18 protein-coding genes are annotated in these 21,974 nt (G+C 36.5%); 11 read left to right on the plus strand and 7 right to left on the minus strand.

Annotation, left to right across the window (positions count from 1 at the left end):
- The 4 genes from ciss_RS13800 to ciss_RS04035 form a co-directional block, all read right to left on the minus strand.
- Positions 1–152 (minus strand): DEAD/DEAH box helicase (locus tag ciss_RS13800; protein ID WP_369689009.1); only part of this gene is annotated, 152 nt, incomplete at its 3' end.
- A 23-nt stretch (positions 153–175) separates the two neighbouring features.
- On the minus strand, positions 176–1,519 hold the full coding sequence (locus ciss_RS04025) for a BREX system ATP-binding domain-containing protein (RefSeq protein ID WP_075865024.1): 1,344 nt from the start codon (positions 1,517–1,519) through the stop codon (positions 176–178).
- 2 nt (positions 1,520–1,521) lie between these two features.
- Positions 1,522–2,781: a BREX system ATP-binding domain-containing protein gene (locus ciss_RS04030; RefSeq protein ID WP_075865025.1), complete on the minus strand. Its 1,260-nt coding sequence runs from the start codon at positions 2,779–2,781 to the stop codon at positions 1,522–1,524.
- A gap of 14 nt (positions 2,782–2,795) precedes the next feature.
- Entirely contained in the window at positions 2,796–3,611 is an 816-nt protein-coding gene (locus ciss_RS04035) for a hypothetical protein (protein WP_075865026.1), read from the minus strand.
- A 211-nt stretch (positions 3,612–3,822) separates the two neighbouring features.
- On the opposite strand from ciss_RS04035, the gene ciss_RS04040 reads away from it, so the two are divergent.
- The 5 genes from ciss_RS04040 (at position 3,823) to ciss_RS04060 (ending at position 13,873) form a co-directional block, all read left to right on the plus strand.
- Positions 3,823–4,095, plus strand: a complete 273-nt coding sequence (locus ciss_RS04040; RefSeq protein ID WP_143298471.1) for a hypothetical protein — start codon at positions 3,823–3,825, stop codon at positions 4,093–4,095.
- A 419-nt stretch (positions 4,096–4,514) separates the two neighbouring features.
- Positions 4,515–6,584, plus strand: coding sequence for a phospholipase D family protein (locus ciss_RS04045; RefSeq protein WP_075865028.1), 2,070 nt, complete (start codon positions 4,515–4,517; stop codon positions 6,582–6,584).
- Positions 6,585–6,970: 386 nt separating this feature from the next.
- Positions 6,971–10,696, plus strand: coding sequence for a hypothetical protein (locus ciss_RS04050; RefSeq protein ID WP_075865029.1), 3,726 nt, complete (start codon positions 6,971–6,973; stop codon positions 10,694–10,696).
- A 438-nt stretch (positions 10,697–11,134) separates the two neighbouring features.
- Positions 11,135–11,755, plus strand: coding sequence for a CPBP family intramembrane glutamic endopeptidase (locus ciss_RS04055; RefSeq protein WP_075865030.1), 621 nt, complete (start codon positions 11,135–11,137; stop codon positions 11,753–11,755).
- 48 nt (positions 11,756–11,803) lie between these two features.
- Positions 11,804–13,873 (plus strand): thioredoxin domain-containing protein, encoded by a 2,070-nt coding sequence (locus ciss_RS04060; protein WP_075865031.1) that lies wholly within the window; start codon positions 11,804–11,806, stop codon positions 13,871–13,873.
- Positions 13,874–13,899: 26 nt separating this feature from the next.
- Here the strand turns inward: ciss_RS04060 and ciss_RS04065 are convergent, their stop codons facing one another.
- From ciss_RS04065 to ciss_RS04075, 3 genes are all read right to left on the minus strand, one after another.
- Entirely contained in the window at positions 13,900–14,112 is a 213-nt protein-coding gene (locus ciss_RS04065; protein ID WP_075865032.1) for a type II toxin-antitoxin system Phd/YefM family antitoxin, read from the minus strand.
- Positions 14,113–14,234: 122 nt separating this feature from the next.
- Complete coding sequence (locus ciss_RS04070; RefSeq protein ID WP_028052347.1) at positions 14,235–14,468, minus strand: CopG family antitoxin; 234 nt, start codon at positions 14,466–14,468, stop codon at positions 14,235–14,237.
- Complete coding sequence (locus ciss_RS04075; protein WP_075865033.1) at positions 14,452–14,745, minus strand: BrnT family toxin; 294 nt, start codon at positions 14,743–14,745, stop codon at positions 14,452–14,454. The genes ciss_RS04070 and ciss_RS04075 overlap by 17 nt, the downstream gene beginning before the upstream one ends.
- A gap of 225 nt (positions 14,746–14,970) precedes the next feature.
- Between ciss_RS04075 and ciss_RS04080 the strand changes: the two genes are divergently transcribed.
- Genes ciss_RS04080 through ciss_RS04105 form a run of 6 tightly spaced genes read left to right on the plus strand, consistent with a single transcriptional unit; the run spans position 14,971 to position 21,945 of the window.
- Positions 14,971–16,404, plus strand: a complete 1,434-nt coding sequence (locus ciss_RS04080) for a Wadjet anti-phage system protein JetA family protein (RefSeq protein ID WP_075865034.1) — start codon at positions 14,971–14,973, stop codon at positions 16,402–16,404.
- Complete coding sequence (locus tag ciss_RS04085; protein ID WP_075865035.1) at positions 16,367–16,969, plus strand: DUF4194 domain-containing protein; 603 nt, start codon at positions 16,367–16,369, stop codon at positions 16,967–16,969. Before ciss_RS04080 ends, ciss_RS04085 begins: the two co-directional genes overlap by 38 nt.
- Complete coding sequence (locus ciss_RS04090) at positions 16,959–20,264, plus strand: ATP-binding protein (RefSeq protein ID WP_075865036.1); 3,306 nt, start codon at positions 16,959–16,961, stop codon at positions 20,262–20,264. The genes ciss_RS04085 and ciss_RS04090 overlap by 11 nt, the downstream gene beginning before the upstream one ends.
- The gene (locus ciss_RS04095) at positions 20,251–21,405 is read left to right on the plus strand and encodes a DUF2220 domain-containing protein (protein ID WP_235837239.1); all 1,155 of its coding nucleotides are present in this window, start codon (positions 20,251–20,253) and stop codon (positions 21,403–21,405) included. The genes ciss_RS04090 and ciss_RS04095 overlap by 14 nt, the downstream gene beginning before the upstream one ends.
- Before the next feature lie 58 nt (positions 21,406–21,463).
- Positions 21,464–21,643: a hypothetical protein gene (locus ciss_RS04100; RefSeq protein WP_075865038.1), complete on the plus strand. Its 180-nt coding sequence runs from the start codon at positions 21,464–21,466 to the stop codon at positions 21,641–21,643.
- A gap of 23 nt (positions 21,644–21,666) precedes the next feature.
- Positions 21,667–21,945 carry a LapA family protein gene (locus tag ciss_RS04105; protein WP_075865039.1) on the plus strand — a complete coding sequence of 93 codons (279 nt, stop codon included), beginning with the start codon at positions 21,667–21,669 and terminating at the stop codon, positions 21,943–21,945.
- The last annotated feature ends 29 nt before the right edge of the window (positions 21,946–21,974 follow it).

Consider the following 21,974-nt stretch of genomic DNA (forward strand, 5'->3'; position numbering starts at 1 on the left):
TGCTTTAATAAAAAAATTTTTTGTGCAATTGGGACTATAACTGCTTCAGTTTTTCCGCTTGCGGTAGGGGCAATTATAGTGAGATTCTCATTGGCTAAGATTAAAGGAATTGCTTTTTTTTGAACTTCACTTAATTCCCGGAAATTTCTCAAAAAGATATAGCTTATTTTTTTGTCTAAAATTTTATTTTTCCCTCCTTAAATAGTTGATAATTATATAGATCGAGTTTTTCTATAACGAATTTTGAAAAAAGTCGAGTAGAATTGTTGGATTTCTGGAAAATGAATTCAAAATTTTCTTCAATGAAATCTTCAGCATTGATATTAAGTTTATAGCCTAAATTATAAAGGTTAATGATATTTCGTGTAAGAATTTTATAGTCATCTTTAGATAAATCATTTAATTCTATTACGTCTAAAGAAAAATCGTCAATTAATTCATCTGCAAATTCTATTGGAGTAAAAGCGATTACAGCTTTTAAATAATTTGGAGATTTGTGAATATAAGGAATGTCAGTATAGTTGGCACCATAGATTAGACCGGATTTTTTACCAATGGTCATATTTTGATCATTATCAGTATATCCTTCATTTGAAATAATTGAATTTTTACATGTTAATGTTAGAGCTTTAATAAAGTTTTTTGCTAAAGTCATACGGCGAAGATTTAGCAGGGTATTTTCAATGAATTCTGCTTCATCAATTAATATTAAAAGTCCATTAAAACCTAAATAACTTGTAAGATAATCACTCAAAAAAGTTAATAAATTTATATGAACATTTGTTGCAGTTTGAACTGTCGGGATTTTACTTTTCATTTTAGGGAGTTTAGAATATCCTAACCACCATTCTAAAACTTCATAAATATTTATATTATCAAATGTTTTTATATAGCTGAAAAAGGAATAGAGAATCCGATTATTTCCATAATAATCTAATTTGTTTTCTTTTATATTTTTTATCAAAAAGTTTAAGAGATCAATGAAATCATAATGGACATTCCCTTTTTTTACTTTTAATGATTCTAATATTTTCTTGTAAATTTTATATGAATTATTGGGTGGAACTTCAATATTATCAAGTTCAATTAATGCTGTAGCAAAATAATTTTCTAAAGCAACTTCATTAAGCCATTTTAGAAAATGAGTTTTGCCGCTACCATAATTACCGACCAAATAAATAACATTCTGACTATCACTTTTAAGAAAATATTTTAATGTATCTATTTCATGTTTTCTACCAACAATTATTTGTTCGGCATGATATAAAGGAACATTACCTAAACGTAATGATTCCAAGCTCATTCTTGCTTTAAGTTCTTCAGATAGTGGAACAGATTCAATTTTTTCTTTTTTTTCAGGAATTAGTGAGGAGTCTTCGATTATTTTAACTTTATTTCTTTTTAACCATCTTTTTAATTTTGGTTGATTAAATTCAATATATAACTCATCTTGCATAAATCGAGTACCAATAACTTTCCCGTACCCATATTCGTCCGAAAAAACAGTTTTGCCCAGCATAGCTACATTTCACCATTTGCTATTTTTTTAATTTCTTCTTCCGTTGGATATTTTCCATAAGTTTTTATAAACTTAAGACAATGAATTAACTTTTTGACAAAAAATCTTTTTAATCCCTCTTCATTAAATTGCCAGTTCATTGTTTCGTCAACCAATAATTTAATTGAGGTCTTGAGTTCAGTTTCATTAAAGGTAAAATCTTCAGCGATTTCAAAAATATTTGCTAATTTTAAACCGATTTGAAATAATAGTTCTTCGTTAGAGTTGTTTATATGTAATAAATTTAATTTTGTACCAAGAGGATTAAATTCAGTAAAATATGAATTTAGGCGTTGTTTTAACGCTTCGTAATCATAATCAGGTTGAGTTAAGAAATTTTCATCTGTATTTGCATATAAAATAAGACAATGTTTGAAATTGCTTTGTCCGCATTGATCAACTAATTGACGCAAATTATGGGCTACTTCTTTTTTTGCTCTTGAACCTAACGTAGAAAAACGTTCGCCTTCGTCAAATAAGATAACTAGCCCATTATAATCAAGTTGTCTAATTATACCTAATAAAGACCTTATCATTGGAAAGACAGTTGACTTGTCTATCTTATGTAAAATGCCATATTTTTTATGAACAGAAGGAAAGAAACCTTCACCTTTAATCCAGGAGATAATTATATCGAATTCATTTTCATCTTCTCTTAACAAAGCATTTAAAGCATTAACAATAGCGTTTTTAAAACTTGTATTTTCTACACCTTTTATTGAATTAAGATGATTTAAAATTTCTTTGTTAATCTCATCGTTTGAAAGTCCAGCTTGTATCAATTCTTCTTTCTTTTTTATAATCCAACGTCGAAGAAAGTACTCAATTCCTTTTTCTATATTAAAAACATTTTCTGGCTTTTTATTTTCAGGATCCATCAGGTTGTTGACTATTGCTTTATAAACAAGCTCTAATTTATGAAATGGGGTTTCATTGTTATTTAAGGAAACATAACTTGCTGCGTAGTTGTTATCGAAAGCTAAATCACGAATACTATATAAAAAATGGGTTTTTCCGTAACCATAATTTGCAATAATTAGCTTAAATGTAGATTGACCGTTTAAAATTAAATCTTTGAAATAATATTTATCAAAAGCATCTAATATACTATCTAATCCAACAGAAAAATAACTACATCCTATTTCAGGAGGGGTTCCAGTACTTCCAACAATATGAATAATGTTTTTTGCAAGTCTTTTATCAATTTGAGGTAATTCACTCATTTATGTTCCTCCTTTTAAAATCTTTCGTTAAAGTAACATTCACAATATATTGTACCTTCAAGTTTATTACCACTTGGGACCCAAATACTTGAAGCTTTATTTGCTTTACTAATATTGCTGGTAACTAAATTAATTTTATTTGCGATGTTTTCCTGTTTTAATAAATATAAGTCATAAGCAAATTGGGCTCTGGTATAAATATAAGTCATTTTTTTTGGATGTGGCTCAATGTAAAAATCCTTACTTTGAAGAGAAATTACTAAATTGAAATAAAGATCAGTTATGCTCATTTTTTCTTTTGGTTTATATTTTTGGATATAAATATCATATAACTTTCTATTAAACTCATCCATCGATTTCCAACGAGGTTTTTTAATGTTGTTTACTTCATTAATAATTGTTTTAGCTAATTGTTCTGGAGTTGATAAATTACCTTGGGATAGTAAGCTTCTTTGGTCACCAAAAAATAGTTTGTATTTGCGTTTTTCAAAATTAATTTCTAAAGAAAACATATCAAAAACTATTTTAGGAAGTTGACCAGTTATTTTTATTTCATTTTCTTCTAAACAGGTATTTAGTTCGTTTATAAATGAATTTTTAAGTTTAGTTATATTTTCTTTAAATTGTTTTTGAAATTCTTCAATTTCTAAAGTTAAATTATTGTTTAAATTATTAAAGTTGTGAAAAATATTTTCTTTCAAATTAATTAAGTTAGCAAAAAAGGACTCACTCACTTCTAATTTATACATTTTTGGTAAAAGCTTTAGAAATTTATTTATGTCTGATTGAATATTTTTTAGCTCATTAATAGTATTGGAAGTATTATTCATAAGCCACCTCCCAAAAAATACAAAAATTTTTGTTAATTCCATCAATATTACTAATTACGACACAATATAAAAATTTCCTGCTTTACATGTTTCTACCCACATAAAATAACTGTTCAATGCTCAGATTCCGTGGCCAAATAGAAAAGGAATTTGTTTAGATAAGTGAGCTAAATTTACGGCCACTTAATTTGAGCTAAGTTTGGGCAATTACTTGGAAGAAGTTATTAAGATTGCCAATGAAAATGCAAGTGCAAGTCCTGGTGAGGATATTACGAGTGCTGAAAAATATTTTCAAGTTTTAATAGAAAAAGATAACAAGATTCAAAAAATTTTTGAGGAAGAAGAGAAATTAATTTTAGAAGAGCAGAAATTAGTAAAGCAGTTAAAAGATGAGCAACTTAAAAGTACAGTGCAAACTTTTTATGATTCATTAGAAGATTACATAATTAGCACAAAAAATAACTTCTTAGTCTGGAAAATATGATAACGAAACGGCAGAACAAAAAATCAAAGAAATTAACAGTGAAATCATTTGATAGTGATGAATTCATGTTAGATTATGTGTATTATACATTAAAGAAAACAGAAAAAGGTTGGATAGGGGTTGATAAAGAATATGAATAAATTTTTTTACTAGTCACAATGGCTGGTTTATATTTTGTGTAAATTTGGCTTATAGCTGTGAAAGAACGAGATTGGCAATTAAGGCACCTTCCGGAGCATCTTCGGCCAGTAGTATTTCCGTCCAAGGTGATGGTTAGGCCGGTTGACACCAAAAAATTTAAGGAATAGTGTTTTTATCCTGGATTATTCCAGATTTTTTATTTGGGCTTAAAAATGAATTTGCAGGAATAAATCTCTTTATGCCGAAAATAAGCATTAGAATAATTTTTGGGGGTTTTTATGGATACCTTATTTTCAACAGAAATTACATTAACGAATAAACTTCATATCGTTGCGAATGGAGAAAAAGTTTCCTGGGGTAAGAAAGAAATATTCAATTCAGATTTATTTGATGAGTTTTATGGAATTAGTTATGTTTCTTCGGGTAAATTGTTTTCGGATTTAACCCGGGGATTTAAAAAAGTAAAGTTTGTTCTGGGACTACCAGATGGTAATTACCAGTTAAATTTTGCAGATTCTCTTGCTAAAGCAATTGACATAGAGGAAATGGCAAAGTTTTGGAATGAACTTGAGTATGAAGTTCAAAAAAATATTGCTCAAGAACGAATTCAAATACGGTATCCACTTAAGAAAGTTATTCACTCTAAAATTTATTTATTACAAAATGGTACTACCGGAAAAAAGAGAGTGATAATTGGGTCTACAAACTTAACTGAGCAGGCGTTTTCAGGTCTGCAGTATGAAGAAGTATTTGTTGTTGACGATGATTCTAAATTATTTCAAATATATTTTGAACGTTTTGAGGAAATATTTAATGATTCGGTGGATTATATAAACTCGTCGCTTAAGAAAAAAGTTTTACAGGAAGTAGATAATGAAACAGCCAATATTATTATTATAAATACTCCCGATGTATTAGCTGATTTACAGGTCGAAAAGTTAATTGCCAATCAAACACGGTTAGTCTTACAGGAAAATGAATTTGAGGAATTACACAGTTTACAGCAAAAAAAGAAACAAATGTTTGAATATCAGCTAGAAAAAGATGTAAAAACAAAAGAAATTATTAGTGAAGTTTTTAAAAAATCGGGAAAGGTTTATTATTTAAAATCACAGCAGGAAATAAAGAAAAACCTTCATACCATAAAAACTATCCTTTCTCCAAAATACATGCAAAAATATGAGGATATCGATTTACGCCCTCGGCTCATTTATAATGAGCTGGATAAAGATATTATTTTTACTGATGACGTGGAAAATAAGATAAGTAAGTTCTCACGGGAGGCTTCAAGGGAGGAAATAAAGGCATCTCTTGAAGTGATAAATAACTTTATAGAAGCATATAAAAGATTTACTGTTATTGAGACAAAGGACCATCGCAGCAAGGTTATGGAAGCAATAATGTATGCATTTCTTTCTCCTTATATCTGGCTTGCACGAAGAAGGATCAGTATTGAAAGCGGTTCAGAAGTGGTTAAAACCGATATTCCAATTTACCTGGTTATAGGAGGAAAAGCAAAATCAGGAAAAACAACTGCCTTAGAATTTATAGGTCTTTTACTTGGTTATAAAGCGCCTTATTACTTTGAATCGCCGTCCGGAGGGGTAAAAAGTCTTTCTCCTTTTATTCAAAGCTTTTTTACTACAGAAAATGTAACACCTGTGTTAATGGATGAAGTTCCGCCTAACTTTTTCAATGCATCAACCGGTGAAAATAAAATTAAAGAAACCAGTAATGCGGCATTAGAAAAGCATCCTACTTTTATTCTGACGACAAACGCGGAAAAAGTAAGCATGGCCCACCAGGTTCAACGACGGCTGTATTACTTACAGATTGATAATCCTTTTGACACCAATAACTTTAACAAGGAAATGAAACAGTATTTAGCTGATATCAAGAATAATGCCTCAGATATTCTTTTTCGCGACTTTCTCTACCGGGTAAGAGGAAAACTCAATGCAGGCCAACCTTTATTTGACGGTGAAAATATTCTTAATCTTGCCAGGGAAATTTTTAGGGAATACTATGAAATGTGCAGTTTACCAATTCCAGAATGGTTTCCTCTAAAACCTTTTGACGATTATGTTGAAGAAGGAAGGCATAAATGGCGGTTATTGTTTGAACATAAGAGGGAAATGTTTATAGTTCGTAAGGACGGCAAAATTTTTGTTGAAGAAAAACTGTTTAGCAATGATGAGGAAAAAAAGCATTATATCGATTATCTGGGAGATGGCTGTATAGAAAGGAAAACTCCGTTGGTGCTTATAAAGAAAAATTTTTATGAATTTATTGGAGTTAAGAATGATAATGTCTTAAATAGAGTTTTTGGGATTTTTAAAATAAAATGAGAAGATGGTAATCCCTAGCATGTAAAGCCGGGGATTTATCTTTTTTGTGCGAGGTAGGCAATACCCTTCTATTGCAAGTGTTAACCCATATTAGGAAAATGTTTATACCTTTCATGTTAAAAGAAGGATAATTATATTTTGATAATGTTTATTCGAAAAACTTTTTTTATTTAACCAAAACTAAAGGATTTTAAAAGAAAATGTAGAAATCAGGTAAATATAGCCATAAGAAGGAAAAATAATTAAAAATATCCTTTAAGTTTTTAAACAAGTAATCTTTGATGCTCCTTTGATTAAAAATTTGAAACTTTCGTAGTAAAAGTCTTTTTAAAAACAATAAAATTTGACGATAGACAAGCAAATTTTTTTTTTGGAGGTGTTGTTCATTGCTTTGGGAGATTAATGCGTTTGATGTAATTCATATTGGGAGAACTCCTGGAGGTGAATGTTTTTCAGAATTCATAGATGCGTTGATTTGTGCTCAAGCAACTATTAGCGGATTTCCTATATGTGAGATTCGCACAAATCTTAGGACGAATATCCCAGACGGTGGCGTAGATACTGAAGTGTGTCAGCCTATTCCCATAGATTGGACTGGTTGGCTAAAAGATACCCCAACTATTTGGCAATACAAAGCAACAGAAGCGAAGAATATTTTTTTGAAGTCAAATTTAAGGAAAGAGATTAACAAAAATTATGTAACATTGTTGCTTAAAAAAGGTTATGCATACCGTTTATGTATATGTGATGATATGTCTGCTCCAGAAAAGCAAGAATGGGAAGAGTACATAACTCAGCTCATTAGAGAAATTGAACCTAATGCTCCAAAAGCAAAAATTTTAACAGCAAGCGATCTTGCAAGGTGGGCAAATTGCTTTCCAACGATTATAAGTTACTATTTTCGACCTAATTTACTTAGTTCCTGTTTGCATATAGAGGCATGGGGAAACAACATTACTAACCTGACACCAGAATATGTGTTCGTGCCAACATGGGCTAATGTTCGGGAAAAAATTATGCAACATGTCAACTTTAAAAATGAAATACCTGATGCTGTTTTACCAATTTTTGGTGAAGCTGGTGTAGGAAAAACTCGACTGGTTTATGAATGTTTAGTTAACTTAAAAAATGCCAAATTTCTTGTAGCTTATACCGACGATGAAAAAAAAGCAAATGAACTGGCTCGATTGTTGGCCAATGATAGCAACCTTTTTGCCATTCTCGTTGCGGATGAGTGTGGCATAGAGGCGCGTATGCGGTTAAATGAATTATTACGGGGCTCTAGAAATCGTGTTCGGGTTATTGCCATTGATAATTCTAGCGAACGTCATTTTTGGTATACACCCGAAATATGGTTGGAAAAAATTCCTGAAGAGATTTTAATGGAGATCTTAGAGAAAAACTACCCAGAAGTGCCTGTGTTACGAAGAAGGGCTTATGCAGCCTTGGCAAAAGGTTTTGTGAGGTTAGCTGCGGACTTATGCAGGAATGATGGGTTGATTGCAGGTATTGGAAATGTTGAACCTATATTTCCCCATATTCGAGATTATCTAAGCAAGCGTCTTAGTAATAGTGAATTAATGGTATTGCAAGCTTTATCACTTGTTACGAAAGTTGGCATGAAAGGTGACCTTACTCATCAATTGGATGACTTAAACGAGTTAATTAAAATTAGTTCGCAAGAGCTTAAAGAAGTGGCAAATAAACTTCACGATGGACCCGGTTTTGTATCTAAGGCTGGCAGGTTTTTCTATGTTACACCAGAAATCATCGCTCAAGTAGGCTTTGATCTTGCATGGAAGCAATGGGCAAGTGATGATCCACAAAAATTCTTGGAATCAATTCCCCAATCGCTACTTGAAGGTTTTTTAAAGCGAGTTGCAAAGAGTGCATCAGACACTGTAAGACAAACAGTTGCTGACTTTTTTCGTAAATGGGCAAATGGCATTACCCCAAGAGATCTGGTCTCTATCGAAACGGTGGATCGTTTCGTAACCCTTGTTGAAATGGATCCTCATACGTATTTGCCAACATTACGCCGTATTATTGAAAAAGGGACTCGTGAAGAACTATTTGCTATAAAAGGGGATAGTATAGCTGGTCGGTGGGGACCTCGGCGTTCATTGGTGTGGCTTATGGAGCGTATTGCAGCGTTCCCAGAGCATTTTGAGGATGCCGAAAGGATTTTACTCAAACTTTCACTTGCAGAAACTGAACTTCGTATCGGTAACAATGCTACAAATATCTGGAAGCAGCTATTCCGCATCTTTCTTTCTGGAACTGCTATTCCATTTTTGGAGCGGTTAAAAAAGCTTGAGGAGAGGATTTTTGCGGATGATAGAGAAGTCTCGTTTCTCGCACTGGAAGCCTTAGATGGTATATTTACACCTTTTTCAGCGCGCGTGCTTGGTCCTCCTATTGTAGCAGGCAGAATCCCTCCTGAAGAGTGGCAGCCAAAAACGTACAGTGAACGAAAAGATTGCTTGGATGCGGCAACAAATTTATTAAAAAAAATAGCTAATTCAAGTTTTCCTATAATACAGAAGAAAGCATTAGAAATCGCGATTAAGCATACAAGATTTTTACTTACATCAGGATACTTAAGTTCCCTGAAAACTTTATTTTCCAGCGAAGTTCTGGACGACCAAATGCGTGTGGAAATTATTGGACAAATTCAAGAATTCTTGCATTTTGATTGTAAGTCAGAGCATAAAAAGGGTTGTCCATTATCGCAAAACTACATAGACGAGGTAAGACAGTGGTTAAGATTATTAAAGCTAACAGATTTTCACGGAAGGATTGTGACTATAGTTGGTGGAGATCCGTGGCAGCATTCAATATTGGGCGACGAGGGAGAGTGGAGAACTGAGTTGCATTCCGTTGCAATAGAATGCCTTAAATATCCTAAAAAGTTAATTCAGGAAATTGTATGGCTATGTTCTCCTAATGCAAAAAGTTCTGCATTTTTAGGCGAGGAGATTGGAAAATTAGATAAGGATGCAAAATATCTCAATTTGATTCTCGATTCAGCTTACCGTTTTAATACTGCAAATTTTGCCGGAGGTTATGTTCGTGGACTTTTAACTGCTTTTCCTAAACATTTAAACAAAGTGAATGACTGGATTGATAAAATACAAAATTTAAATCCGAAGTTAGCATATGAGTTAGCTTTAGCTGGTGGTGAATTTACAAAACCGCTTCAACGAACGTTGCAACTTGTGGATGAATTGAAATTATCGGCTGCCTATTTACAAGAATTTCTTCGTGGAGTTGGACAGAGGCCACTATTAATTGAAGAATTTGAGCAGATTTTTGTACGATTGATTAGAGCATCTGAAAGCGGAGATGGTTCTGCGATTAGAGTTGGTATTAGATTAGTTGCCTACCGGCTAAAAGATGAAGAAAAAGATGAAGAAGCGTCAATTTTGCAACACCAGCGTATCTATTCTATGGTTTGGCGCCTTATGGAAATTACTGCAAAGGATGGGGGTGGGGAATCATATTGGTGGACTCGAATTCTTGAAATTCTTACTAATTATGAACCTGATCGGGCTATCGGTATTGCTGTTACAGGCCTTATTAGTGATAACTTTATGCATAGAAAAGAATGTGAAAAATTCCTAATTGATTTAGGCCCAAAATACCCGGAAACGGTGATGGATCGAGTAGGCGCAATTGCTTTAGATAGTAAAAATGGAAGTAGATTTTTTATCGATATTTATAGGAATTTAATTCAATCTATTCCAGCTCCTATCATTATGGATTGGATTCAAATGCATGGAGTGGAGGCAGCACGTCGAATAGCAAGGCACTTACCTATACCCTTTATTGATGATGAAGGTAAAGCGGTAGTTCCGCCTTTGACAGAATTCGTCTTAGAAAAGTTTGAAGATGATGAACGAGTTTTTCGGGAATTCTGTATTGGTGTTCACGGTATTCAAATATATACAGGAGATATTGCGTTACAGCACAGGAAGGAGGAAGAGATTGCGCGAAAATTTCTCAATCATCCATTACGTCGGATTCGGGAATGGGCGCAAGTTGAAATAGAAAATGCATGTCGTAATGCAGAATATTGGTTACAGATAAATGATGAGTTTGGTATTGAATAATAAATCAGGCAAAAAAGAATTAAGATCACGGTTAGATATTTATTAATATATTACACTTATATTACACTTAAACTATTTACCATGAGGCCAGATTTTTACACTGAGAAGAACTGAAATTATAAATATATGTTTTTACTAACCAGCCTTTTTTTGGCTGGTTTTTTTGTGGCAGGGAAGTTAGTTTTTATGGCGAATTTTTGTTATATTCACAAAAATTAATGGAGGATGTAATGGAGGATGAAGGATGCCAGCTAAGCTTTTAAAACAAAATCGGGAAATAGAAGAAGAGTTTTATAAAAAAAATAGCCGAAAAACAGGCAAGGGAAAAAGTAATTATAATTTAATTGTGCATTAAATATTCTTGTTGCCGACGAAGTGGTTTTATTAATGTAAAAAACCTTAGTTTGCTGTCGACAAAGAAATTTTTACTAAAGGGAGATGATTAAGATAAATACAATTTCATCATTATTTAATGCGTTGCTTCAAGTAGTAATTTTTTCATTAGTTCCATTTATATGGTGGTTAGTAACGGCAAGAGAAAAAGAGAATTTTTTACACTGGCTTGGATTTAAAAAGCCATTAATAACAAATAAAAAACAATTTTTTACATTGTTTTTGGGCAGTATTGTTTTATTTTTTCTACTAACAATTATTATTTTACCTAAGTTTATTGATTCAGCAAATTTGGCAATATCACAATTTTCAGGAAAAGGTAAAGCAGTATTACTTCCAGCTTTAATTTATTCTTTTATCCAAACAGGCCTTTCGGAAGAAATACTGTTCAGAGGATTTATTAATAAGCGCCTTAGTGCAAAATTTGGATTTACTATAGCAAATTTTAGTCAAGCATTATTATTTGGGCTTTTACATGGGCTTATTTTTTATACTTTCGTGGGTTTATGGGGAATAATTATAATAATTACAATCACAGGATGTGTTGGTTGGATTATAGGATGGATAAATGAACAAAGAGCAGGTGGTTCGATAATTCCCGGGTGGCTGTTTCACGCAAGCTCAAATTTATTAATGTCAATTTTAGCAATGTTTAATTTGATTTAACCTTACTCAAGATTTTTAACTTTAAAACTTTCCTGGTGGTGAAAAAAGATGAGACAACCCAACCGCTTAATCCACGAAAAGTCGCCGTATCTTCTGCAGCATGCCTATAACCCTGTGGACTGGTATCCCTGGGGAGATGAAGCGTTTAAAAAAGCGCTGATGGAAGATAAGCCGGTTTTTCTTTCAATTGGTTACTCTACTTGCCACTGGTGCCATGTGATGGAGCGGGAGTCGTTTGAGGATGAAGAGGTGGCAGATTTATTAAATAAGCACTTTGTGGCCATTAAGGTAGACCGGGAAGAACGGCCGGACATTGACCAGATTTACATGACCGCCTGTCAGGCAATGACGGGGCAGGGAGGCTGGCCTCTTACCATAATAATGACTCCAGAGAAAAAGCCGTTTTTTGCCGGGACTTATTTCCCCAAAAGGTCTAAATGGGGCCGTCCGGGACTTATAGAGATCTTAACGGAAATAGCGAAACTCTGGGAGACTGACCGGGAGCAACTTCTTACAATAAGTAAGCGACTTTATGAATTTATGCAGGCGATGCCGCAAAGTAAAAAAGGGGATTTAACCGAAGAAGTATTAGAAAAAGCCTACCGGGAGTTTTTGGGAAGGTTTGATAGCGAATACGGCGGCTTTGGGCCAGCGCCCAAGTTTCCCACTCCTCATAATCTTATTTTTCTGCTCCGGTACTGGAAGAGGACCGGGGAAGAAAAAGCTCTTTTTATGGCGGAAAAAACTTTAGAGGCGATGACCCGGGGTGGGATTTATGACCATATAGGATACGGGTTTCACCGTTACTCCACTGACCGGGAGTGGCTGGTGCCTCATTTTGAAAAAATGCTGTACGACAATGCTCTTTTAGCGTATACCTACCTGGAAGCCTATCAAGCGACGAAAAAAGAAAAATATGCCCGGGTTGCCCGAGAGGTTTTTACCTATGTCAAAAGAAAAATGACATCACCCGAAGGAGGGTTTTATTCCGCGGAAGATGCCGATTCGGAAGGGGTTGAGGGTAAATATTACGTCTGGACGCAGGATGAGGTAAAAAAAGTTCTTGGTCCGGAAGAGGGGGAGTTATTCTGCCGGGTGTATGATATAACCCCGGAAGGCAATTTTGAAGGTAAGAACATACCTAATTTAATCCATACTGATTTGGAGTCAATGGCCGTAAAGTTTGGAAAAAGCTTGGAGGAATTAACCGAAAGTTTGGATAGAATGCGGCAAAAACTTTATCAAGAGCGGGAAAAAAGGGTTTTGCCGCATAAGGATGATAAGATTTTAACTTCCTGGAATGGGTTAATGATTGCAGCGCTGGCCAAAGGGGCAAGGGTACTGCAGGATCAGGAACTCTTAAATATGGCTCAAAAGGCAGCAGAGTTTATTTTTTCAAAGCTTAGAAGGGACGATGGTCGGCTTTTAGCCCGCTACCGGGAGGGAGAGGCGGCAGTTTTAGCGTATCTGGATGATTACGCTTTTCTTATCTGGGGATTAATTGAGCTTTACGAGGCTTCGTTTGAAGTAAGGTATTTAAAATTGGCGGTAGAGCTCACAAGGGAGATGCTAAAACTTTTCTGGGATGAAAAACACGGGGGGTTATACTTTACCGGGGTCGATGGTGAAGAGTTAATCACTCGACCCAAGGAAATATACGACGGAGCTATGCCCTCTGGGAATTCGGTGGCGGCGCTAAATCTTTTGCGTCTTGGTCGGATGCTTGGTGAGGAAGACTTTCTTCAAAAAGCCGAGGAAATATTATCGACTTTTGCCGGCAAAGTTTCGGAGATACCTTCTGCTTACTCCTTTTACCTGCTGGCGTATATATTTTACCTTGGACCTGTAAAAGAGGTAGTGGTGGCAGGAGAACCGGGTGGAGAAGACACCCGGGCGATGATCGAAAAAATAAATTTGGCGTATTTACCAAACTCGGTAGTGCTTTTCCACCCGATAGGCGATGCGGGGCAAGAGATCCAGGAAATAATACCGCATATTGCGGATAAAAAGCCTCTTCCTGGGGAAAGGGCTACGGTTTACGTGTGTGAAAACTTTAGCTGTAAAGCTCCGGTGGTTGAAGTGGAGATGTTAGATATTTTCTTCGGCAAAAAAGCTTGAGATAAAATCTTCCGGGGTAATTGGATTTACAGGTGAAGGCGCTCCTCTCTTGCTTCCTCTTCGGATATGGTATGAGGCAAAATACCTATTAAAGATTTAACAATAGCAGTTTTGTCTTCTACAGCACTTGTTAGCTTAGCAATACGTTTGCCGTTTTTGGTAATTATGATTTCTTCCTTTTCGGCAAGCTTAAGGTATTTACCAATTTTGGATTTAAATTCGGTGGCAGATATTATCATTTTTTCACCTCACTTTAAAAAATAGCTCAATATCTAATATTAGTATACTTAAAAATAGCACAAAAACAAAAATTAAAATTGGACAAATAACAACGATAAAAACCAGCCGGTGCGGCTGGTTTTTATTTAGAAATTTCTTTTCTTAAGACCATACGGATATAGGTAGAGTAACCAATGCCTAATTGTTTGGCCTTTTTCTTAATTGCAATTAGATCCTCTTTAGGGATACGGACGGAAACATGAACCATTTCAGGACGTTCAAATTTTATTGTTGCATCCTCCCATTCCAAATCTTGAGTATCAATGTTATCAAAAAACTGGGCGGTTTTTTCGATAAAATCACGAGAGTCTTTCAAGGTAATACCTCCTTTCCTTTGGGGTCATATCCCTTGCTGTAACAGGATAAGCTACTCCATGCCCTTCATAGATAAAAATAAAGACAATATATCTTCCTTCAGATGTACGACCAAGAAGACGGTAAATCTTTTGCTCAGGGTTTCTATCGGCTTGTTTTAGAACCTGAATAACGCAAGGGCTATCAAAGGCAGCTTCCTCAACTTCCTCAGGAGAAATATTATGCCTTGCGATATGGTTAATTCTATCTGGAGTCCAGTCAATACGTTTTATCTTCAAATAAATCCCTCTTTTTATATCATATAACAGTTAGGACTTGGTTATATTATAACACAATGTATCACAAAAGCATACCTTTAGATTTAAGTTTACGTTTAATTTTTTGCAGGTAAAAGTCGAAAACTGGAGAATTATATAATTAAAAAGCTTAAACTACATTTCTTTTGGAAATTTCCTGAGAATTTGTTATGATATAAAAAAATCATACATTTGGGGTAAGAAAGAATGAAGTTATTTTCGGTAGTGCCGGAAAGATTTTTTGGAATACTGGCCGGGCCCAACCGGGAGATTTACGCTGATTTACTTTTACAAATCTATAAACTTTACCAGCAAACTCCTTTTCGGCTTCAGCGGGAGGATGTTATCGCTTTAATAACCGACGTTCTTGAAGAGCGGGAGGATTTTGTTCCCGAAGAGGGCGAAGAGGAGATGGGAAGCGCCCGGGAACGGGCCAATTTTATTTTGCGAAGATTATGTTCTCAGGATGTGGGCTGGTTTAATTTAGAAGAGGATAATGACTACCAGCAGTATGTGACGATTACGGAGCCTGCCCGGGTTATGTTAGAAGCCCTGGAGAAAATAGCCAACCGGCAAACGGAGGAATACCGGGGGTATGTTTTTGCTACTTACAGTGCATTGTGTTCTCCGGAAGCCGAATTGCAGAAAGATTTGGCTTTAGATAGCGCTTACCGGGAAACCCGGAATCTTTTAAATAGCTTAAAGACGCTAAGAGACAACATTAAAGGTTATATCAAAGAAGCGGTAAGTAAAACTTCGGCAAAAGAACTTCTAATCCTCCACTTTGAAGAATATACCCAGAACATTATCGACCAGAACTACCACCGCCTGAAAACTTCCGACCATGTTTCCCGCTACCGTCCGGCAATTATTAACAAAATTAACGAATGGGAAATGGATCATGTGGATGAAATAATAAAATTATATCGGGAGCGGGATAAAGAAAAGCCGGAAGAAGTTATTCGGCAGGAGTTTTACGAAAAAACTTCGTTTATCAGAACTGCCTACCGGGAGCTTGATCTTTACCTGGAGGAAATTGACCGGTATAACGCCCTTTATGCCAAAAGCTCTTACCGACAGCTTAAGTATCTACTGGAAACTGACCGGGATTTAACCAGGACGCTTATAGATATTTTAGATTATATCGCCGGACAGGTAATGCAAAAAGAGCTATCATTAAAAGATTATTTAGAATATGCTTTACCTGTAAAACTTAATGAATTTAAATTTTTTAATAAAGACCCTCTCTATAAACCAAGAAAACCGGCCAGCGAACACCGGCCGGAACAAAAGCTGGTGGAATTACCGCTGGAGAAGAAAAAAGAGCTTTTAAGGAAAACACTGGAAGAAGTAAGGGAGCGGTATTCGGTCGATGTTATAAACGAATTTTTCCTGGAAAAAGCCCAAGGCCGGGAAGAAGTGGAAGCAGTAGAACTGGTAGAAAACCTGGAGGATTTTATCAAGTTAATTTACCTAAATGCGTATTTTCGCCACAAAAAAGCGGTTTACGTTATTAAAGAAGACAAACGGCGTTTTGCCGGAGAAAAAGTGCAAAAAGGACCTTTTGCGTTTAAAAACATTAAGATTGTAAGGAAGGGAAAAAATGGAAGAACTTCTTTTAATCAAAGATTATTCACCTAAAACCCGGGAAGAATTTACCCGGGCGGTAAATAAGCTTCTTACGCAAAATTTTGTGATCCGGGACCTTGAAGAGGATAGAAAAGACTATTATTTTATCTACCAGCATGAAAAAGAAGTGCGAGCTTTTTTAGAGCTTGCCGGCTGGGAACTGGTGCACTTTGCAGCCCAGAGGATTTACCAGGCGGCAGGTAGCAGTGATTTTAACAAGCTTAGGTTAAATTTAGTGGAAAGTTTAGTACTCTTAATTTTACGAACCCTTTATGAGGAAAAGCGGCGGGAGCTAACTCTTGCGGAAAATCCACTGGTGACGGTGTTTGATATTCAGGAGAGATTTCGGGAACTGGGAATTAAAGATAAACCTTTGGATAAGAAATCTCTTCGCGAATGTCTTTCCCTGTTTTCCCGTTACCGGCTGATAATCCTACCCGATGGAGCACAAACTTTTCCCGAGACGCGAATAATCTTGCTACCTACGCTGGCGGTGGTTCTGACCGATAAAGATTTGCGGGCGTATCTGGAGAGCTTAAAGAGCAGAGAAGCGGAGGAAGAAGCTGATGAAAGCTGAAAATTTTAAAGAGCTCAGGGGTATTAAGCTTATAAACTGGCATTATTTTCAAAATGAGACTATTAAACTAAAAGGGGCAACTCTTTTAACCGGGGATAACGGTTCCGGTAAATCAACCATCTTGGATGCTATCCAGTATGTTCTGGTGGCGGACCAGAGGAAAGTGCGCTTTAATTCATCGGCAGGGGAAGAACACTCTAAGAGGGATTTACTGGGGTATGTGCGCTGTAAAACCGGGGCCGACGGGGCCCAGGGGAAACGGGTACTGAGAACCGGTGACGTAACTTCCGTTATCTGCCTTGAGTTTTTTGACCATAAGAAAAAGGAGCCGTTTTTAGTGGGGGTAGTAATTGATGCCTACAGCGATGATACTTTAAAAGAACAGTTTTTTATCATAAATAATGCTTCTATAAACGATGACTACTTTATCGTTGATCAGCGGCCAAGGAATATTACGGAGTTTCGCGCCAAAATGGGGCCTTTAAAAAATGCAGAGCTTTTGGCCAAAGATGCGTATAAACATCAGCTGCGGACCAAACTTGGTCACATCCATGAAAAGTTTTTCTCTTTATTTGTTAAGGCCATTTCCTTTAAATCGATTAAGGACATCCGGGAATTTGTTTATGAATATTTGTTAGAGCCCAGGGAAATCGATTTAAGAAATCTTTTGGAAAACCTGGAGCAGTATGACCGGTTTTTGGTTCTGGCCGAAGAAACCGAGAGAAAATTACACGATTTAGAAGTAATCTTAGAAAAACATAATCAGCTAAAAAAAGACATAACAACCCGGAATCTGCACCGCTACCTGGTGTTACGGGGAAATCTTGTTGATTTGCAGGAAAGTTATCAAAACCTAAATAGGAAGATAGACGAGCTTGCCGGTGAAAAGGCAAAGCTTGAGGAAAAGCTAAACATTCTTACAAAAAGGTTGTTAGAGGTACGGGAAGAAAAGGATGATGTGAATAAAGCCCTCTGGGAAAATTCGGCGTACCGGAGGTTAACGGAGATTGAGAAAGAAATTAAAGAGCTCCAGGCGGAACAAAAAAGGTTAAAAACGTTACAGGAAAAAGTCCAGACTTTTTTACAGAATGAAGCAGCAATATATAAAAAATACGGTTTTAGCCAGGCAGAAATTTTAAAAGAAAGGGTCTTAAATTTAAGGCTAAAAGACGTAAAAGCGCTTTTACCGGAGCTTATAAACTTTCGGAAAAATTTAAAAGAACAAACGGCGCAGGAGTTATACCGGATAGAAGCCGAGATTTCTACAAAAAAGGCCTTAAAACAGGAAATCGAAGAAATCCTTGATGGTTTAAGGCAAAACAAGCATACCTATCCTCCGGAAGTGGGAGCGTTAATTAATCTTTTAAAGGAAAAGTTTCGGGAAGAAGCGAAAAAAGAAGTGGAACCGAAAATCTTAGCGGAGTTACTTGAGGTCAAGGATGAACGCTGGCAGAATGCGGTGGAGGGATATTTAAATACCCAGAGGTTTGATATCATCCTGCCACCGGAGGATTTTGACCGGGCTCTTGCCATTTACGAGCGGTATAAAAAGGAGCGGCGAATTTCCCGGGTGGGGATTGTCAATACCGGCCGGGTGAAAAAGTATTTAGGACAAATTGAGAAAAATTCTTTGGCGGAAGAAGTTACCAGCGAGAATCCCTACGCTCTGGCATATGCCCAGTTTTTAATGGGCCGGGTAATAAAGTGTGAACACGAGGGGCAGTTAAAACTTTATCCGCGGTCGATAACCCCGACCTGCATGGTTTATCAAAACCACACTGCCCGGCAGATTGATTTTAAAGTTTACGAAATACCTTACATCGGCAGCCGCGCTATTAAAAAACAGATCGAAAAAAGAGAACAGGAGCTCAAGGAATTAGAGCAGGAACTTGATAAGTTATACCAGGAGAAGTTTAAGCTTACCGAACGACAGGAGGAACTCTCAGGAGCACGGGATGAAAAGGACCGGGAGTATGCTCTGTTGGAGGACCGCTTGATGGAGCTTTTGGAGATTGGGGAAATCGAAGAAAAAATAGCTAAACTTTCCCGGGAAAGGGAAAGTATCGATACTTCTGGAATTAAAGCGCTGGAAGAAAGCCTTGCCAAACTTGCTATAGAAGAGAAAGCTTTAGAAGCAGAAAAAGATAAAGTTCAAAAGCGGCTGGGAATGGTTACTAAAGAAATTGAGTTGAAAACTGAAGAAGAAAAACAGCTTAAGATGGAACTTGAATCTGCCCGGAGGGAGTACGATGAGTTTTGTTCTAAGAATCTCGATTTGGTGGGGGATGGGGAAAAACGTTTTGAAGAAGAATTAAAAGGAAAAAGCCCGAAACAAATTGCCCAGAATTTCTTGAGCAGTTTAAAAGGCCTTGAGACCAGAATTAATAATCTTCGGGCGGATTTAACGGAGTTAAGAAGTAAGTTTAACCAGAAGTATGCTTTTGGCGGCAGCATAACCGGGGATGATATTACCGATTTTCTTGATTTATACAAAAAACTTGCCGAAAGTGAGCTTCCGGATTATAAAGAACGGATGGAGCGGGCGAAAGCCCAGGCGGAGGAAGAGTTTAAATCCCACTTTGTGCATAAGTTAAAAGAAAGCATTGAGGAGGCTAAAGGGGTATTCCGGGAGCTAAATGCAGCTTTGCGGGGCATAAAATTTGGGGATGATGAATACCGGTTCAGGTACGAAAATGCTCCGGAGTATAAAAAATACATGGAGCTTATCGATGAAGTGGATAAGTTAACTCCCGGGGAGACAAGCCTTTTTAGTGGAACTATCCGGGAAAAGTTTAAAGAAGTAATGGATGAGATGTTTGAAGGGTTTTTAACCCGGGATAAAGAGGCCGGGGAGTTTTTAAATCGTTTAACCGACTACCGGAACTACTTAACCTATGATATTGAGATTCTCCACGGCGATGGAACCACTTCCCATTACTCCAAAGTCTACGGTTTAAAGTCCGGCGGAGAAACACAGACTCCCTTTTATGTGGCAATTGTGGCGTCTTTTGTCCAGCTTTACCGGATACACCGGGGCGACAGCACTATAAGGCTAATGCTTTTTGATGAAGCTTTTAACCGGATGGATGCCGACAGGGTGGAGTCGAGTATCAGGTTTATGAAATTTTACGGTCTGCAGCCGATTATTGCCGTGCCTTCGGATAAGCTTGCTCTGATTGCTCCTCATGTGGAAACCAATTTACTGGTATTAAGGGCCGGAGATCAAAGTTTTGTGGAGGAATTTTATTATGATGGAGCCAAGGAAGGGATAAGGATTGCCAGTGCATCAGGTTAAAAAGCTGTTAGAGGAGCTTTTGGAGAAATATGAACAGGGGAAAAGGCCGCTTATCAAAATCGCCGAAAATACTTTTCCCCGCTATTTTACCGATGGGGAGTTTAAAGCTCTATTTCATGCAGCCCTTAAAGACTGGGAGCGGGAAGGGTTTATCACCTTAGTCTGGGAGCGGTTTGAAAAAGATAATCTTTTAAGGCATGTTAAACTAAATCCTGAAAAAGCTGAACTTCTTTATGAAAAGCTTTCCCGGCAAAAACCTCAAGAAAAAGAAGAGCATTACCGTAAGCTTTGGGCTAATTTAAACGATTTTCCCGAATGGCTCGGGGAACTGAAAAAAGATATGTTGATAGAGCCTTTATTTGATGATGATGCAGAAATAATAGTTGCCGTATTAAACGCTCTTTCCCTGAATAACGAAGAAATACCCAAAAGGGTTTTTAGCCAGCGGTATCTGGGCGATAGTAAACTTTTTTTAAAAGTGGAGCGCAAAGTTGCCGCACTTTTGCAAAAATACTACTTTAAAGATATTGAGGTATCCGGGGAAGCCGTTTTTTCCGAGTTTGGGGTGGTCAATAACCCGGTCTACCTTCATCTTGCCGGTCCCGTTATCCTTAAATACCCGGATGGACGGCTCTTTGACCTTAAAGGGCTTAATTATGATGTAGCTTTTCCGGCCGGACTTGCCCTGCAGCTGGAAATTGCCGATTTTACTGCTCAGCGGGTGGTGACGGTAGAAAATTTAACTTCCTATTACCAGTATGTAAGAAGCTATCCGGAGGATGCAGTGCTTTATCTTGGCGGTTTTGCCGGGAAGATGGAGCGGAAATTTTTAAGAAAAATTTATGATTATTGTTTAAATCGGGGATTAAGTATTGATTTTTACCACTGGGGCGATATTGACCTGGGCGGTTTTAATATTTTTTTACATTTGAAAAGGGAAACGGGGATTCCTTTTAAGCCGCTCTGGATGGATTTGGATACCCTTTTAAAATATAAGGAACGGGGGATGAAGCTTTCTGAAAGCTACCGGCAAAAACTTACTAAAGCCCTGGAAGACCCGGTTTATCAGGATTTCAGGACGGTTATTGAAATGATGTTAGCCCTAAATATCAGGCTTGAACAGGAAGCGATTGAGCTTTAATGGCGGAAAGGGTAATCAAATAAAAAAGCCTCTGGGTTTTCGCCCGGAGGCGTTTTGTGTGTATTATCAAGATTGGCAGCAGGTACCTAAAACCGCTAACCGGCCTTCGGAAAAGTATTTAAAAACCATTGTAAACGGTTTAAAAGAAACTTATAATTTAACAAAAGAGGAAATTGTAGAGTATTTAATCAAAAAGAATGGCGTGAAAGAATATTACAATTCTTCCGGTTTAATATGAACCTTTTAGAGTGAGGTGCTTTTATGTCTAAAGGGCAGCTTTATTTTGTGGTGGCGTTAATTTTTGCCATAGTTATTGCTATTTTTGCTTTTCAAAACCAAACGGCGGTAGCGATAAAGTTTCTCTTCTGGAGTTTACCGCAAATTCCCCTGGTTCTGGTAATTTTTCTCTCAGCCCTGGCTGGAGCCTTTACAGTGATTTTACTGGGGACTGGAGTTTATTTCAGGCTTAATCGGGAAATTAAAAGTTTAAAAAGAGAAAAGGAAGCTTTAAAAGTTTCTGGTACCAGGGAAGAAAATTAAGAATAGAGAGCTTCTTTATTAAGAGGTGA

This window comes from Carboxydothermus islandicus (assembly GCF_001950325.1).
GTDB lineage: Bacteria > Bacillota > Z-2901 > Carboxydothermales > Carboxydothermaceae > Carboxydothermus > Carboxydothermus islandicus.

What these genes read in the sequence shown, in the direction of transcription:
- ciss_RS04035 (WP_075865026.1), bottom strand. Translation starts at nt 3,611, where the DNA reads ATGAATAATACTTCCAATACTATTAATGAGCTAAAAAATATTCAATCA.
- ciss_RS04105 (WP_075865039.1), top strand. Translation starts at nt 21,667, where the DNA reads ATGTCTAAAGGGCAGCTTTATTTTGTGGTGGCGTTAATTTTTGCCATA.
- ciss_RS04055 (WP_075865030.1), top strand. Translation starts at nt 11,135, where the DNA reads ATGATTAAGATAAATACAATTTCATCATTATTTAATGCGTTGCTTCAA.
- ciss_RS04080 (WP_075865034.1), top strand. Translation starts at nt 14,971, where the DNA reads ATGAAGTTATTTTCGGTAGTGCCGGAAAGATTTTTTGGAATACTGGCC.
- ciss_RS04045 (WP_075865028.1), top strand. Translation starts at nt 4,515, where the DNA reads ATGGATACCTTATTTTCAACAGAAATTACATTAACGAATAAACTTCAT.
- ciss_RS04090 (WP_075865036.1), top strand. Translation starts at nt 16,959, where the DNA reads ATGAAAGCTGAAAATTTTAAAGAGCTCAGGGGTATTAAGCTTATAAAC.
- ciss_RS04025 (WP_075865024.1), bottom strand. Translation starts at nt 1,519, where the DNA reads ATGCTGGGCAAAACTGTTTTTTCGGACGAATATGGGTACGGGAAAGTT.
- ciss_RS04065 (WP_075865032.1), bottom strand. Translation starts at nt 14,112, where the DNA reads ATGATAATATCTGCCACCGAATTTAAATCCAAAATTGGTAAATACCTT.
- ciss_RS04060 (WP_075865031.1), top strand. Translation starts at nt 11,804, where the DNA reads ATGAGACAACCCAACCGCTTAATCCACGAAAAGTCGCCGTATCTTCTG.
- ciss_RS04085 (WP_075865035.1), top strand. Translation starts at nt 16,367, where the DNA reads ATGGAAGAACTTCTTTTAATCAAAGATTATTCACCTAAAACCCGGGAA.
- ciss_RS04030 (WP_075865025.1), bottom strand. Translation starts at nt 2,781, where the DNA reads ATGAGTGAATTACCTCAAATTGATAAAAGACTTGCAAAAAACATTATT.